Genomic DNA, 13,278 nt, shown 5'->3' on the forward strand with positions numbered 1-13,278 from the left:
GAGCGCAAGCTCCGGGCCTTTCTGTTTTGTTTTCTTTCCGGCCCGCCGGCGAGAACGGCGAAGCGGCTAAGGCGCCGCCCGGCGGCGGATCAGATTACGGTCATGACTGACGGGCGAGAGCGCGGCGCCGAGGGCCGCCCGGGAGGCCACGGGGGCATCGGACGCAAGGAGACGCATGGGAGGAAAAGACTTGTGGGAGGAAAAGATTTGTGCGTCACGACCTCGTCGACATTTCCGTCATTGGAAAAGGAGAACGGCCGGGAATCGTAAGAACGCCAATAAATTCATTAATTCATGAATGTTCTCATGTGTCTCTTTCTTGCCGCTCAAGCACAAAAATCGTGTGAGCTGTAAATTCGCGCCTGCGCAATTCGTCCAGCGTGAAACGGGCCGCGCTCCGGCGCGCGCCGCGCCCTTCGCCCCGCCTGCCGCCTCCCGCCTGCCGCCTGCCGCCTCCCGCGCAAAACCGTCGCGCGCGGCCAAGGGATGCTCTACCTTCTGCCGGCCACGCAGAAGGAAGCTCCATGTTCGCCAGACTGATGACCTCGCGCCGCTTCGCGCCGCTGTTCTGGTGCCAGTTCTTCTCGGCCTTCAGCGATAATTTCCTGAAGAACGCGCTGGTCTTCCTGATCCTGTTCAGGCTCGGCGAGGCCGACGCCGCGGCCCTCGTCACGCTCGCCGGCGCGGTGTTCATCGCGCCCTTCTTCTTCCTGTCGGGCCTTGGCGGCCAGATGGCCGACCGCTACGACAAGGCGAAGACGGCGCAGCGGATCAAGCTCGCCGAGACGGGCGCGGCGGCGCTCGCGAGCCTCGGCTTCGCGCTGCATTCGATCCCCGTGCTGTTTGTGGCGCTGTTCCTGTTCGGCGTGTGCTCGGCCCTGTTCGGCCCGATCAAATATGGAATCCTGCCCGACCATCTGACGCGCGAGGAGCTCACCGCCGGCAACGCCCTCGTCGAAAGCGCGACCTTCCTCGCGATCCTGCTCGGCGCCATCGTCGGCGGCATCGCCTCGCAGGACGGCGGCCATCCGCTCGTCTACAGCCTGATGGTGGTCATGTTCTCGCTGGCCTGCTGGGGGGCGAGCCTGCTGATCCCGCCGACGGGGGAGGCCGCGCCGGGCCTAAAGGTCGACGCCAACGTCGCGCGCTCGACCGCGACGCTGCTCAGATATCTTTCCGCCGACCGGCGGCTCGTCTGGGGCGGCCTCGCCGCAAGCTGGTTCTGGCTCGCCGGCGCCGTCGCCCTGTCGCTGCTGCCGCCGCTCGTCAAGTCGGAGCTTGGCGGAAACGAGCTCGCCATCACCTTTTTCCTCGCGGTGTTCTCGATCTTCGTCGCGGTCGGCTCCTTTCTCGCGTCCTGGTTCGCGCATGGGCGCATCATTCTCCTGCCGACCGTCTTCGGCGCCTTCCTGCTCGCGGCCTTCTCGATCTATCTCGGCCTTGCGACGGCGGGGCCCGCGCCTTCGCCGGGGGCGCTGCCTGTCGGCGCGCTGCTCGCCACGCCGCGCGGCCTCGCCGCATGTTTCGGCTTCGCCGGCCTCGCCGTCGCCGGCGGCCTGTTCATCGTGCCCTGCTTCGCCGCCGTGCAGAGCTGGGCCGGGGCCGACCGGCGCGCGCGCGTGGTCGCCGCCGTCAACATCATGAACGCGGCGGCGATGGTCGCCGGCGCGCTCGTCTTCGCGCTGCTCGCGCGCCAGGGGCTTTCGGCCTCGACGCTGTTTCTGGTCCTCGGCCTCGCCTCGCTCGTCGCGGCCTTCGCGATCTATAAAACCATGCCGGCGAGCGCCTTCCGCGATCTTTTGTCGATCGTCTACCGCGCCGTGTTCCGGCTCGAAGTGCGCGGCGCCGAAAATCTCGCCAAGGCCGGGCCGCATCGCATCGTCGCGCTCAACCATGTGAGCTATCTCGACGCCGGGCTCGCGCTCTCGCTGCTCGACATCGACCCGATCTTCGCCATCGACAGCGGCGTCGCGCAGCGCTGGTGGGTCAGGCCGTTCCTGAAAATGACGCGCGTCATGCCGCTCAATCCGCTGAAGCCGCTGGCGACGCGGACCCTCATCAACGCCGTGCGCGACGGCGACACGCTGGTCATCTTTCCCGAAGGCCGCCTCACCGTGACCGGCAGCCTGATGAAGGTCTATGACGGCGCGGGGCTCATCGCCGACAAATCCGGCGCCATGGTCGTGCCGGTGCGCATCGAGGGGCTCGAAAGCACGCCCTTCTCCCATCTCTCGCGCGCGCAGACGCGCAAGCGCCTGTTTCCCAAGGTGCTCGTCACCATCCTTGAGCCCGTCAGGCTCGACGTGTCGCCCGGGCTCAAGGGCCGGCTGCGCCGCCACGCGGCGGGCGCGGCGCTCTATGACGTGATGTCCGACCTCGTGTTCCGCACCGCCGACGTCGACCGCTCCCTGTTCGAGGCGGTGGCGGCGTCGGCCCGCGCGCAGGGGCTTTCGCGCACGGCGGTCGAGGATCCGGTCTCGGGCGCGCTCAGCTACAGGCGGCTTCTCGCCGGCGCGACCGCGCTCGGCCGCGAGGTCGCGCGCTTCACGAAGGAGGGCGAATGCGTCGGGCTGATGCTGCCCAACGCCAATGGCGCGGCCGTCGCCTTTCTCGCGCTCCAGTCGGCCGGGCGGGTCGCGGCCATGATCAATTTCACGGCCGGCGCGGCCAATGTCCGCTCGGCCTGCCGCGCGGCGCAGGTGTCGACGCTTCTGACGTCGCGCGTCTTCGTCGAGAAGGGCAAGCTCGGGGCGCTCGTCGAGGCGCTGAAGGACGACGTCAGAATCGTCTGGCTCGAGGATCTGCGCAAGACGATCGGCGCGCCGGCGCGGCTGCGCGCGCTCTTTGGCGCGACGCGCCCGCTCGCGAGCCGGAGCCCCGACGATCCGGCCGCCGTGCTGTTCACCTCGGGCACGGAGGGCGCGCCGAAAGGCGTCGCCCTGTCGAGCCGAAACATCCTCTCCAACGCCGCGCAGGCTGCGGCGCGCATCGACTTCGGCCGCGCCGACACGCTGTTCAACGTGCTGCCGCTGTTCCACTCCTTCGGGCTTACGGCGGGGCTGACGCTGCCCCTGATGTCGGGCGTGAAAATCTACCTCTACCCGTCGCCGCTGCACTACAGGACGGTGCCGGAGCTCGTCTACAGCTCCAACGCCACCATCCTGTTTGGCACCGACACGTTTCTCGCCGGCTACGCGCGCGCCGCGAACCCCTATGACTTCCGCTCGCTGCGCTATGTGCTCGCCGGCGCCGAGCGGGTGAAGCCCGAGACGCGGCGCGTGTTCATGGAGACATTCGGCGTGCGCCTGCTCGAAGGCTATGGCGTGACCGAGACCTCGCCCGTGCTCGCGCTCAACACGCCGATGCACTGCCGCTTCGGCACGGTCGGGCGGCTGCTGCCGGGGATCGAGGCGCGGCTCGAGCCCGTGCCCGGCGTCGAGGACGGCGGCCGGCTGTTCGTCAAGGGGCCGAACGTCATGCTCGGCTATCTGCGCGCCGACGCGCCCGGCGTGATCGAGCCGCCGCCAGACGGCTGGCACGACACGGGCGACATCGTCTCGATCGACGCTGAAGGCTTCGTGACGATCAGGGGCCGCGCCAAGCGCTTCGCCAAGATCGGCGGCGAGATGATCTCGCTCGCCGCCGTCGAGGCGCTCGCCGCCGACCTGTGGCCCGACGCGCCCTCCGCCGCCGCCGCCGCGCCCGATCCGCGCAAGGGCGAGCGGCTGATCCTCGTCACGCAGCGCAAGGGGGCGGAGCGCGCGGCGTTCCAGAAATTCGCGCGGGAGCGCCACGCGAGCGAACTCATGGTCCCGGCCGAGATTCTCGTCGTCGACCAGTTGCCGCTGCTCGGCTCCGGGAAAGTCGATTATGGCGCGGTGGCCCGCCTGGTTGCGGAGCGGCGCGCGTCGGCGGCCGGGGCCTGACGTGAAACGGGCTGGCGGGTCGAAAGGCGCGGGAGCGCCCTGAAGGAGCGGGTTTGAGCGACGGGCAATCTTCTCAGGACGCCGCGGGGGCGGCCGTCGAGGCCGAGCGAACGGCGTTCGCGCGCCTGCAGGGCGCGCTCGCGCCGATGTTCGCGCGCCTCCTCGAGAACCCGAAGGCCGAGCGGACCATCGTCGTGCTGCCGAGCCTCAGCCTCGACGCGCAGGTGATGGCGCGCATCAAGGGCGTGCATCATTATGAAGAGCGCATGCTCGGCATGCTCACCCTGCTGCGCCTGCCCCGCGCGCGCGTGATCTATCTGACGAGCCAGCCGATCCCCGAGGCTGTGGTCGATTATTACCTGCATTTCCTGCAAGGGGTTCCGGCGCGCCACGCGCGGGCGCGGCTGACGCTGATTTCCTGCCATGACGGCGCGCTGCGGCCGCTCACCGAAAAGATCCTGGAGCGCCCGCGCCTGCTCGCGCGGCTTCGCGCCGCCGTCGGCGATCCGGCTCAGGCGCATATCGCCGCCTATGCGGTCTCGACCCTCGAGCGCGCGCTCGCCGTGCGGCTCGGCCTGCCGGTCTATGGCTGCGATCCGGAGCTGCAGCATTTCGGCTCGAAGAGCGGCGGGCGCAAGCTGATGCGCGAGGCGGGCGTGGCGATTCCCGCGGGCGTCGAGGACCTTGCCGACGAGACCGAGGTCGCCGCCGCGCTGGCCGCGCTGAAGCGCGCCGACCGGCGCCTGGGGCGCGCCGTGGTCAAGCTCAACGAAGGCTTCTCGGGCGAGGGCAACGCGCTGTTCCGCTTTGACGGCGCGCCCGAAGGCGAGGCTCTGGAGCCGTGGATCGCGGCGCGGCTCGAAACGCTCGCCTTCGAGGCGCCCGGCATGGGCTGGGCCGACTTCCGCGCCAAGATCCGCGAGATGGGCGCCGTCGTCGAAGCCTTTCTCGAAGGGGCCGAAAAGGTCTCGCCCTCGGCCCAGTACCGCATCGACCCGTTCGGCGCGCCGTCCTGCGTCTCGACCCATGACCAGGTGCTCGGCGGGCCGGGCGGGCAGGTCTTTCTCGGCTGCCGCTTTCCGGCCGACGCCGCCTATCGCGCGCTGATTCAGGCCGAGGGCGCGAAGGTCGCGGCGCTGCTCGCGCGGCGCGGCGTGATCGGGCGCTTTGCGGTCGATTTCGTCTGCCTGCGCGAAGACGGCGCCTGGCGCGCCCATGCGATCGAGATCAATTTGCGCAAGGGCGGCACGACGCATCCGTTCCTGATGCTCGAATATCTGACCGGCGGCGCGCTCGACGCCGAAAGCGGGCTGTTCCGCACGCCGCTCGGCCATCCGCGCTATTACGTCGCCTCCGACAATCTCGAATCCGAGCGCTACCGCGGGCTGACGCCGCAGGATCTCGTCGATCTCGTCGTGCTCGAGGGGCTGCATTTCGACGGCGCGATCCATGAGGGCGTGGTGTTTCACCTCATCGGCGCGCTGTCCGAATATGGCAAGCTCGGCGTCGTCTGCGTCGGCGCCTCGCCCGAACGCGCCGAGGCGCTTCACGCGCGGGTCAGGGCCGTGCTCGACCGCGCGCAGGATTTTTGACGCGCGCAGGATCGGCAGCGCGAGAAAGTCAGCGCTGGCCACGCGCCGGGCGCGGGGTTACAACGCGCGCGCCTTGCTTCAGGACCTTTTTCCATGAGACCTCCCGTTCCAGAGCCGCTGAAGCGTTTCGTCTGGGACATCCAGTCGATGGTCGAACTCGCCGAGGGCGAGCGCGAAATTCTGCTGATCGGCCGCGACCTCATGAGCCGGCTCGTCGCCGAGCGCGGCTTCCTGCCCGAAGGTTTCGCCGCGCCGGGCGCGGACGGGCCGCGCCATTATCTCCTTTATGTCGACGGCATGGAGCGTTTCTGCGTCGCCGCCAGCGTCTATGCCCCGGGGCAGGGCGAGAAGGTCGCGCGCCATCCGTTCTGGGAGATCTGCGGCGTGCTCGGGGGCGCGCTCGCGCGCCGCCGCTTTTCGCAAGGGGCGGGCGCGCTCGAACCCAGGGGCGCGGGCAAGCGCTTTGAGACCGGCGCCGTCGACGCGGTGTTTTCGCGCGACAGGGAGGCGGTCGAAGAGGGGGAGGCCGGCGGCGAAGGCGCGCGCGTGATCCGCGTCTTCGGCGGCGACCCGGGCAAGGCGGGGCGCGTCCTTCCCGGCGCGGAGGGCGAGACGCCCGCGCCTTTCCACTGGGCCAACGCCGGGGACTGGCCGCCCTATGACATTTTCGCGATCCAGACCAAGATCAAGGACTGAGCCGCCATTCGACGTCGCTGGCGCCCAATTTGCTGCTTTGCCGAAGGGCGGCGTCCGGCCGCCGCATGATGGGGCCGCGGGGCGGCGACCCTGTCCGAAAGCGCGCAAAACGAACAGGGATCAGGGTGCGATCATGACGGATATGGCGGAGCTCAAGAAGCGCAAGGAGCCGCTGAATATCGCGATCGTCTATGTCGATCCCGAGCCCTTCATCGACCATTTCACGGGCTGGCTCGAGATCACCAAATTCATCTCCGAGCAGCGCGCCGGGACCGCGCAGGCGCCGGCCGACGGCGTGACGCCGAAGCTCTCGAAGGACGATCTCGAGAGCCCGACCGTGCAGAAGGTCGCCAATGACGCCGTCGCCGCCTTCTGCATGACGGCGGCGCTGAAAGCCGACAAGGCCGCGGTCGACAAGGTCGAGGCGGCGCTCAGGGAGCAATATGGCGACGACTTCCCGGGCGCCTTCGCGCTGAAATATTTCCGCGCGAAAAACGACAATCCCGAAACGCTCGAGGATCACGTCGGGCAGGCGGGCAAGAAGATGCTCGAAGGCGACATTCCGCCGCCGCCGCTGCGCGCCAAGGAGAACTGGAGCGCCGGCCTGCGCTTCTTCGAGAAGGCGCGCAGCTCGAACTTCGTGCATGAGGTCATGTTCCCGCTCGCTGTCTGGACGCGCGAGAAATGGACCGAGACGCAGGACAAGGGCGTCGCCTTCATGGCCCATATCGAGGACAATCTGCCGATCCTGCGCGAGGCGCTCGAGGATCCGCGCAACGACCAGCCCTTCATCGCCAATCTGCTGCTCAAGGCCGCGCCCGCCGTCGACATGGAGCTCGACGAGGAATATCAGGGGTTTCTGCGCTCGCTTGCGCGCCGTCTCTAGAGCGTTTTCAGTAAAAGTCACAGACTTTTGCGTTAAGAAAATGCGGAAAAACAAGAGGTTAGAGCGCGTTCGCGACTCGATGAAGTCCGAACGCGCTCTGGCGCGCTCATCGGCCGGACGGACCCGTTCGGCCGCTCCCTGAACGGGCTTCGGGAGCGCGCCGGCGCCCCTCGCCCGGGCTTTCGCCGGCGGGGCGGCCCGGCGCGCGGGTCAGTCCAGGAACACCGCGAAATTTTCGAGGGGCTCGCGCGCGGATTCGAGCCGGTTCGCCGGCGCGGCCTCGTCCGCGCGTCCGAGCGCCATGCCGCAGACGACGAGCTCCTCTTCGTCGAGCGCAAGCTCGCGCCGGATTGTCGCGTGGTAGTGGGCGAAGGCCGCCTGCGGACAGGTGTCGAGGCCGAAGGCGCGGGCGGCGACGGCGATGTTCTCGACGAACATGGCGACGTCCATGAAGGAGCCGGTCGCGAGCTTCCGGTCGAGCGTGAAGATCAGGCCGACCGGCGCGCCGAAGAAGCGGAAATTATTGTCCTGCCACCGCCGCGCGGCGTCCTGGTCGCCCTTCTTGATCCCGAGGAGGGCGTAAAGCGTCCAGCCGAGCGCGCGCCGGCGCGCGAGGTAAGGCTCGGGCCAGCTTTTCGGGTAATAGTCATATTCGGGCGGGGGCTCGATCGCGCCGCCCTCGCGCTCGGCGAGGATCGCGGCGCTGAGGCGCGCGCGGGTCGCGCCGGTCAGCACGCGCACGCGCCAGGGCTGGGTGTTGGTGGCGCTCGGCGCGCGGGCGGCGACGGTCAGGATCTTTTCGAGCGTCTCACGCGGGACGGGCTCGGCCAGGAAGCCGCGTACGCTGCGCCGCCCGGAGATCGCCTCGAGCACGGCGGTCTGGCGGGCGTCGTCGCCGTCAGCGTGTCGGTCGGCCGTCATGGCGTCGCCTCCGCGGGAAGGAGCCTGATCGTCATCTGCGCCGAGCGCTTGGCGCCTGGCGGAATCAGCGAAAGTCCGGGCTTGCGGTAGAACGGGCCGTCGAAATTGGCCGGGCTCGCATAGCCGGACCAGGGTTCGACGCATAAGAAATCGGCGCCGGGCTTCGACCACAGGCCGAGTTCGGGAAAGCCGGACCAGGCGATTTCGACGCTGCGCCCGCCGGGGGCGCCATAACGCGCCGAGCGGCTGTTGATCTCGGTGAAGATCACGGCGTCCTCGGCGAACAGGCTCTCGCGCAGGTTCAAAACGCGGCCTTCGACCGGGCACGGCTCGGGCGCCTCGCGCATCAGCCCCGCTTCGAGCCGGCGCACGGGGGCCGTCTCCTCGGCGTCGAACAGCAGCGCATACTCATCCTTGGCGCGGCCGGGTTCGAGCGGCCAGTTGAAGGCCGGATGCGCGCCGATCGAGGCGGGCAGGAAATCCTCGCCGGGATTGAACACGTCATAGCGCGCGCGCAGCGAATCGCCCGCAAGCGCATAGGAGATCTCGAGCCGGAAGGCGAAAGGAAACTGCGCCCGCGTCGCCTCATTGTCCCTGAGCATCAGCCGGCAGGAGTTGGGCGGGCCGCCCTCGATCCAGAAGAAGCGCATGTCACGCGCGAAGCCGTGCTGTTTCATGGGGTAGCTCTGGCCCTCATGGACCAGTGAATCGTCCCTGAGCCGGCCGACGATGGGAAACAGCACCGGCGCATGGCGCGGCCATTGCGGTCCCGCCTGCCAGACATATTCAAGGCCGGACGCGTCCTTGAGCGAGATCAGCTCCGCCCCGTCGGCCTTGACCACCGCCTCCAGCGCGCCGCTCGACAACCGGTGCTCCACGAGATCCTCCAGTCGCGTCCTCGCCGGCGCGTCTCCGGCGCGAGCCGCAGGCTTCGTCGCGCGAAAACGCGTCGAGACAGAGAGTCGGCCCTCGGCGTCGTCCGCCGCGCCGCCCGCGTTCCAGCGGGAGCGGCGACTGTAGCTCCACGGCCCGCGCCGTGAAATCCCTAATCCTTGAGCAGCCGGTCGCCGCGCTCGGCGAACAGGTCGGCGATCACGCCGCGCAGCCAGACATGGGCCGGGTCGCGGTCATAGGAGGCGTGCCACAGCAGCGAGATCGGAGCCTCGGGCAGCTCCACCGGCGGCAGGCTGAGGCTGAGGCCGAGCGCGCCGGCGAAGAAGCGCGCGAGGCGCGAATGCATGGTGGTGACGACCGGCGCCCCCTGCACCAGAAACGGCACGGCGAGAAAGCGCGAGGTCGTCAGCGCCACCGTCCGCCTGCGGCCGAGCGCTTCGAGCGCGTCGTCGACGACGCCGCGCTCCCCCTTGCGCAGGCTCGTGAGCACATGTGGCAGGCGCACATAGTCGTCGAGCGAGATCGGCGGCTCGACGCCGACAAGCGCCGCGTTGAACATGCACAGATAGCGCTCCTTGACGAGCAGCCGGCGCTTGTGATGGGCCTGTCCCCCGACGAACGCGCCGCCGACGCCGATCGCGAGGTCGAGCCGGTCGGCGTCGAGATCGTCGAGAATCTCGAGCGAATCGATCGAAAACAGCCGCAGCCGGACATGCGGCGCGGCCTGGAGCAGGTGCGCGAGCAGGGCCGGCCCGTGCAGGACCTCGCTCGAATCGGGCAGGCCGATGCGGAAGACGCGCTCCGACGTCGCAGGATTGAAGGCGTCCTCGCGCGCGACGATCGCCTCGATCTGCGACAGCGCGCCGCGCAGCGGGTCGATCAGGGCGAGCGCGCGCGGCGTCAGCCGCATGCCGTTGGCGTAGCGGGTCAGCAGCTCGTCGCCGAAAAGCGCCCGCAATCGCGCGAGGTTGTGGCTCATCGCCGACTGCTTGAGGCCGATCCGCGCGGCGGCGCGGGTGACGCTGCGCTCGGTCAGGAGCGCGTCGAGCGCGACCAGCAGGTTGAGGTCGACATGAGATAGATTATTTGTATCAATGGCCATTATTCATGCAATCGGTTTGACTAATGCAGTGTCGAAGCGCATTTCTTGATCAACGGCGATTGCGCCGCACCATTTGGAGAACATCATGAAAATTCGTCACCTTTTCCTTGCGGCGACGGTTCTTTTCGCGACTGCGAACGCGGCGTCGGCGATTGAGATCAAGCCGCTGCATGGCCAGTCCGTCGACCTCGGCGGCGTCGCCGGCACCGCTTATTATACGGTCGAAGAAAAGGGCTATCGCGTCGTCGCGACGCTGGCCCGCGCCGGCGGCGGCGCGCCTCCGGTCCGGGTCGAGACGGTTCTTGCGCCCGGCCAGAGCGTCAGCCTTTCGACCCCGCGCGAATGGGGTTTTGAGGCCGAGGCGATCGAGATCCAGCGGCTCGACGACAAGGTGCTGCTCGAGAAGGGCCCGCTGACCCACTGAAAACGCCGGCGCGGCGATCCGCGCCGGAACGGGATTTGCTGAGAAGGAAAGACCAAAGCCCCGCGCCCGGCGCGCGGGGCCTTTCAGGCGTCCCGTTTGTCGCATGTGTCGTCTTTCCGGCACGCGCGTTTTCGACATGTGCGTTTTCGACGTGCGCGGCCGCCGGCGGAGGGTTTGATGACGCAGGTCGTGTTCTATGAAAAGCCGGGCTGCGCCAACAATGCGCGCCAGAAGCGGCTGCTCGCGGAGGCGGGCCACCGTCTTGACGTGCGCGATCTTCTGGCGGAGCCCTGGACCGCCGCGCGGCTTCGCGCCTTCTTCGGCGCGCGGCCGGTCGCCGAATGGTTCAACGCGGCGGCGCCGCGTGTGAAATCGGGCGAGATCGACCCGGCCGCCCTCGACGCCGAGGCGGCGCTCGCCCTGATGCTGGCGGAGCCGCTTCTGATCCGCCGTCCGCTGATGGAGGCCGAGGGGCGGCGCGCGGCGGGCTTCGACCCCGCGTTCGTCGATCGATGGATCGGCCTTTCGCCGCAGGCCCCGCAGGGCGACCTTGAAAGCTGCCGCGGCGCGCCGGCGGCCGGCGCCTGCAAAACGCCGGCGGCCTCCTGAAATGGTTTCGCGCCCAGGATTCGAGTCGGCCGCGGTGCGACCTGACGCCGAAGCCGAACGAGCCTGCGCCGCTCGAACGGGCGAGACGTCAAGGGCGCGCCCGACCTTGCGCGCGCCGGACCGCGCCGCGAGGCTTCGCGTCAAACCCCGAAAGAGCCGCCGATGACCGCCGCCGACGCGCCCGAAGAGGCCAGTTCCGAAGAGACGTGTCGTTCCGAAGAGGCTTATCGTTCCGAAGAAGCTTGCCGTTACTTCGTGTCCTATACGGGGTCGAAGCTGCCGTTCAGGCTGGTCGAGCCGCTCGATCGGGCGGGGCTCACGAACCGCAACACCTTCATCCGCGCCTGGTTTGACGAGGCGGGGCGGCTTCTGCGCTTCGAAAAAATGGTCTATGGCGCCGTCGAGCTTGTCCACGTCTATGATTATGACGCCGCGGGCGTGCTGCGGCGCGCCGAAATCGCCATGATGGACGAGGACCCGGTCGAGCTTTTGTTCGACGAAACGGGCGCGCGGGCCGCGGAGCGGGGCGGCGCGAAGATCGCATGAGGGGATTCGTCGCCAGAGACAGGAGCGTGTCGTGACCGTCGCCCAACTGATCGAACAGCTCGCCAGCCTGCCCGGGGAGGCCGTCGTGCTGATGGACAGCGGCGGAGGGCTTTCGCTCGTCGCCGCGCTCGATTTCGTCGACGCGTCCGGCCCCGGAGCGCCGGCCGAGGTGATTCTCATCCCCAATATGGAGGAATAGGCGCGCGCGTCCCGGGCGCCCTGCATGGAGGGGCGCCTTGGAGCTGCGCGTCGAGGCGAACGGGCGGGCGCATGGCTGGAGCGGTCGGCGGGATTTTCATTTTCGCAGGCGCGGCGCTGGCCGAGATCGCCGGCTGCTTCGCCGTCTGGGCGTGGCTGCGTCTTGGCGCCTCGTCGCTCTGGCTTCTGCCCGGCATGGTCTCGCTCGCCCTGTTCGCCTTTTTGCTGACGCGCGTCGACGCCGACGCCGCCGGGCGCGCCTACGCCGCCTATGGCGGGGTCTATGTCGCCGCCTCGCTCCTGTGGCTGTGGGCGATGGAGGGGGTTTCTCCCACGCGTTCCGACCTTTTCGGCGCCGGCCTGTGCCTTGTCGGGACCTGCGTGATCCTGCTTGGCGCGCGCGACGGCTGACGGGCGCTTCCGCCCTCCTGCGCCAGGGCGGCTCATGGCGCGGTCAGAAGCTGGGCCAGTTCGCGGAAGGCGTCGAGGCTCGGCGGCGAGCGCGGCGACTGCTCCAGCGCCCTGTAGATTTTCGGCGTCAGGGCGACCGCCTGGTCAAGCTCGGGATCGGCGCCGGCGCGATAGCCGCCCATCAGCCGCAAGTCCCTCGTGTCTTCGTAGCGCGCGACCAGGCCGCGCAGTCTGACGACGAGGTCGCGCTGCTCCGCCGTCCAGGCGATCCCGGCGAGGCGCGAGATCGAGCCGAGCAGGTTGATCGCGGGAAAGCGGCCCTGGTCGGCGATGGCGCGGTCGAGCACGATATGGCCGTCGAGCGCGCCGCGGGCCGCGTCGGCGACCGGGTCGTTATGGTCGTCGCCGTCGACGAGCACGGAGAAGACGCCGGTGACCACGCCTTTGCCCACTTCGCCGGGCCCGGCGCGTTCGAGCAGCTTCGGCAGGTCGGAAAAGACGCTCGGCGTATAGCCGCGCGCCACGGGCGGCTCGCCGGCGGCGAGCGCGACGTCGCGGCAGGCGTGGGCGAAACGCGTCGCCGAATCGACGATCAGCAGAACGTTTTCGCCGAGGTCGCGGAAATATTCGGCGATCGCCATCGCGGCGCGCGGCGCGAGGCGGCGCATCGAGGGCGTTTCGTCGCTCGTCGCGACGACGGCGATGGCGCGGTCGCGATGCGGCGCGAGCGTGTCTTCAAGGAATTCGCGCGCCTCGCGGCCGCGCTCGCCGACGAGCCCGACCACCACCGTGTCGAAGTCTCCGGCGCCGGCGAGCATCGCGAGCAGGGTCGACTTGCCGACGCCCGAGCCCGCGAAGACGCCGATGCGCTGGCCGGCGCAGAGCGGCGTGAAGACGTCGATCGCGCGCACGCCGGTGCGCAGCGCCCCCCCGACCCTCGCCCGGCGCAGCGCCGGCGGAGGGCTCGCGTCGACCGGCGCGGCGTGCGGCCCGCGCCGCAGCGGCCCGAGCCCGTCGATCGGCGCGCCGAAGGCGTCGACGACGCGGCCCTTCCAGCTCCGTCAGGCCAAAGC

Annotated in this window: 12 protein-coding genes and 1 pseudogene; 9 read left to right on the forward strand and 4 right to left on the reverse strand. The window is 69.3% G+C overall.

From position 1 onward, the window contains the following. The first annotated feature begins 524 nt into the window (after window positions 1-524). From ACILRB_RS08155 to ACILRB_RS08170, 4 genes are all read left to right on the forward strand, one after another. Complete coding sequence (locus tag ACILRB_RS08155; protein ID WP_395665800.1) at window positions 525-3,926, forward strand: acyl-[ACP]--phospholipid O-acyltransferase; 3,402 nt, start codon at window positions 525-527, stop codon at window positions 3,924-3,926. Between the two features lie 53 nt (window positions 3,927-3,979). Then, complete coding sequence (locus tag ACILRB_RS08160; RefSeq protein WP_395665801.1) at window positions 3,980-5,518, forward strand: peptide ligase PGM1-related protein; 1,539 nt, start codon at window positions 3,980-3,982, stop codon at window positions 5,516-5,518. A 93-nt stretch (window positions 5,519-5,611) separates the two neighbouring features. Then, on the forward strand, window positions 5,612-6,214 hold the full coding sequence (locus tag ACILRB_RS08165) for a hypothetical protein (RefSeq protein WP_395665802.1): 603 nt from the start codon (window positions 5,612-5,614) through the stop codon (window positions 6,212-6,214). Window positions 6,215-6,347: 133 nt separating this feature from the next. Continuing rightward, the gene (locus tag ACILRB_RS08170; protein ID WP_395665803.1) at window positions 6,348-7,100 is read left to right on the forward strand and encodes a hypothetical protein; all 753 of its coding nucleotides are present in this window, start codon (window positions 6,348-6,350) and stop codon (window positions 7,098-7,100) included. A 210-nt stretch (window positions 7,101-7,310) separates the two neighbouring features. Here ACILRB_RS08170 and ACILRB_RS08175 read toward each other — a convergent pair whose 3' ends face one another. The 3 genes from ACILRB_RS08175 to ACILRB_RS08185 form a co-directional block, all read right to left on the reverse strand. Further along, on the reverse strand, window positions 7,311-8,021 hold the full coding sequence (locus ACILRB_RS08175; protein ID WP_395665804.1) for a nitroreductase family protein: 711 nt from the start codon (window positions 8,019-8,021) through the stop codon (window positions 7,311-7,313). After that, window positions 8,018-8,899, reverse strand: a complete 882-nt coding sequence (locus ACILRB_RS08180; protein WP_395665805.1) for an aldose 1-epimerase family protein — start codon at window positions 8,897-8,899, stop codon at window positions 8,018-8,020. Before ACILRB_RS08180 ends, ACILRB_RS08175 begins: the two co-directional genes overlap by 4 nt. A gap of 167 nt (window positions 8,900-9,066) precedes the next feature. After that, a complete protein-coding gene (locus ACILRB_RS08185) occupies window positions 9,067-10,017 on the reverse strand; it encodes a LysR family transcriptional regulator (protein ID WP_395665806.1) in 951 nt (316 codons plus the stop codon). 85 nt (window positions 10,018-10,102) lie between these two features. On the opposite strand from ACILRB_RS08185, the gene ACILRB_RS08190 reads away from it, so the two are divergent. The 5 genes from ACILRB_RS08190 to ACILRB_RS08210 all read left to right on the forward strand — a co-directional run bounded on the left by ACILRB_RS08190 (window position 10,103) and on the right by ACILRB_RS08210 (window position 12,205). Further along, the gene (locus tag ACILRB_RS08190) at window positions 10,103-10,441 is read left to right on the forward strand and encodes a hypothetical protein (protein ID WP_395665807.1); all 339 of its coding nucleotides are present in this window, start codon (window positions 10,103-10,105) and stop codon (window positions 10,439-10,441) included. 177 nt (window positions 10,442-10,618) lie between these two features. Continuing rightward, a complete protein-coding gene (locus ACILRB_RS08195) occupies window positions 10,619-11,050 on the forward strand; it encodes an ArsC/Spx/MgsR family protein (protein ID WP_395665808.1) in 432 nt (143 codons plus the stop codon). A 162-nt stretch (window positions 11,051-11,212) separates the two neighbouring features. Beyond that, a complete protein-coding gene (locus ACILRB_RS08200) occupies window positions 11,213-11,596 on the forward strand; it encodes a DUF6156 family protein (protein ID WP_395665809.1) in 384 nt (127 codons plus the stop codon). A 31-nt stretch (window positions 11,597-11,627) separates the two neighbouring features. Next, window positions 11,628-11,795 (forward strand): hypothetical protein, encoded by a 168-nt coding sequence (locus ACILRB_RS08205; RefSeq protein WP_395665810.1) that lies wholly within the window; start codon window positions 11,628-11,630, stop codon window positions 11,793-11,795. Between the two features lie 71 nt (window positions 11,796-11,866). Beyond that, the gene (locus ACILRB_RS08210) at window positions 11,867-12,205 is read left to right on the forward strand and encodes a YnfA family protein (protein WP_395665811.1); all 339 of its coding nucleotides are present in this window, start codon (window positions 11,867-11,869) and stop codon (window positions 12,203-12,205) included. Window positions 12,206-12,237: 32 nt separating this feature from the next. On the opposite strand, the pseudogene ACILRB_RS08215 reads toward ACILRB_RS08210, so the two are convergent. Continuing rightward, window positions 12,238-13,260, reverse strand: a pseudogene (locus tag ACILRB_RS08215) (FliI/YscN family ATPase); the annotation flags it as partial. Between the last annotated feature and the right edge of the window lie 18 nt (window positions 13,261-13,278).

Origin of the sequence: Methylocella sp. (genome assembly GCF_044226135.1) — a bacterium.
Taxonomy (GTDB): domain Bacteria; phylum Pseudomonadota; class Alphaproteobacteria; order Rhizobiales; family Beijerinckiaceae; genus Methylocapsa.